Annotated in this window: 1 protein-coding gene; it reads left to right on the top strand. The window is 75.0% G+C overall.

Translation table 11 applies throughout. From position 1 onward, the window contains the following. A partial coding sequence (locus E2651_RS44535) for a hypothetical protein (protein ID WP_209446405.1) occupies positions 1-763 on the top strand: 763 nt, incomplete at both ends.

A 763-nucleotide genomic window follows, 5' to 3' on the forward strand; every position in this document is an offset into this window, starting at 1 on the left:
CAGGCGGTCGGCACCGGCGTACTGACGCTGAGTGTGATCGCCAAACTCGCCGACTGGCAGGCGACCGTGTCGGTGTGGCCGGTGGGTGGCCGTGCCCGTCTCCTGGCCGGCCCTGGTGTGGTGACGGCGGGCGAGGCGGCCGTCGTGGCGGCGGCGCTCGCACCGCTGCCCGTTGGCGCCCGGCTGGCCGTTGTCGGCATGGTCTTCGCCGGGTACGCGGTGGCGGCGGTGGTGTTGCGGGGCCGGGAGTGCGGGTGTTTCGGTGGCTGGCTGCCCTCCCGATTCACCCTCAGACATGCCCTCGCGTGCCTGCTCGGCGCCGTGGCCTGTCTGGCAGGGGCCGTGGCAGGGCCGGTGCCGGTCACGGCGGCCAGTACGGCCGCCGTCGCCGGGGTCGCGGTGGCCGTCGCGGTCGCAGGCCGGCTTCACCATGCCGCCCGCCGCCGCCGCCGTCGTCGTCGTGGTGCCGGGCCGGTCGGATGGCCGACAGCCGGGAGCATCGACCACGTAGTGATCTTCACCGCGGCGTCGTGCGGGTTCTGCGCCGCCCTGGAGGCGCAGCAGGAGCGGTACGAGGCGATGGCCGGCTGCCCCCTTGAGTTCCGGAACGCGGCCACCGACGAGGACAAACAGGCCGCGGGCAACGCCTACCCCGCCGCGGTCGCCTACGACGCGGCAGGCAGCCCGGTCACTGCGCCGGCCCATGGCCTGGCCGATATCCGGGACCTGCTGCGCCACACCAACCCGCCCCCGGCCACTACCC

It is taken from the genome of Streptomyces sp. MZ04 (assembly GCF_004684775.1).
GTDB lineage: Bacteria > Actinomycetota > Actinomycetes > Streptomycetales > Streptomycetaceae > Streptomyces.